This window comes from Paenibacillus sp. Y660, from assembly GCF_057221575.1.
The window spans coordinates 1-796 of sequence record NZ_JBXBBJ010000085.1 but is presented as its reverse complement, the minus strand read 5'-3'; the positions used below and the strand labels follow the sequence as shown (position 1 = coordinate 796).

The following is a 796-nucleotide window of genomic DNA, read 5'->3' as shown; positions in this document are numbered from 1 at the left end:
AACGATTTCCTCGTCTTCTTTAAGACGCATAGCGACAACGGCAGCGATGGGAACGAATCGTTGTTTTGTTACGGGCTGTCCTTTCCTTCCCTCGGCAAGATAAGGCATTTTCATATAGATATCGGACATAGCTATGGCAGACAGTCCATTTTCGGATGCAGATAAGCGCTTGTATCCATCCTGAATAAGCTGTCGCGCCGTAACAGGCACATACCGGTCACGACGTCCGGGGACCGTAACCTTTCGGTACAGTGCAGTATTACGCTTGGCTTTGGTTACCCAATCAAAGGAATGCTCTTGCAAGAAAACGAAAAAGTCTTTACATAAATACCATCGGTCCATCGCTACCCAGAGGCGGCAAGTGACCGACTCACGCAGCATGAGCAGCATTTGTCTGGCTAAATCAAACTTGGTTAAGCCGACCTCATCGTCAGGCACTTTGTGCCAAGCGCGGTAGAACAACGGATATTCAAGTCCATTTTGGAGCACCGCCTGCAGGACAACGAGGTTCATACACCAGCTGTATGTTTTCGATGAAGAGTCCATGAGCCAGCACAAAAACGGTAATTTCTTTGCATAGGGATGAGCGCTATGCGTATCGTCGAGATTAATAACATCGCCTTCTTGAAGCGCAGTTTCTCGTTCTTCCTGAAGTCTTGCAACACGTTTTTTCCCAAAGGTCAGCCATGCATGGGGGACTGTGAAAAACCGGCTGAGCGTGTATTGTGCGAGTTTGTAAGGTTTAAACATGAGTTCAAGTAGAGCATCTTTGCCAGCCAATGCGCTCATTTGTACA

The 796-nt window shown here is 47.6% G+C and carries 1 protein-coding gene; it reads right to left on the bottom strand.

Features of this window, described 5'->3' with window-relative positions; all coding sequences use genetic code 11:
* Nucleotides 1–796, bottom strand: a 796-nt coding sequence (locus tag AC2TDN_RS26545; RefSeq protein ID WP_484690736.1) for a hypothetical protein, incomplete at both ends; no start/stop codon positions are given.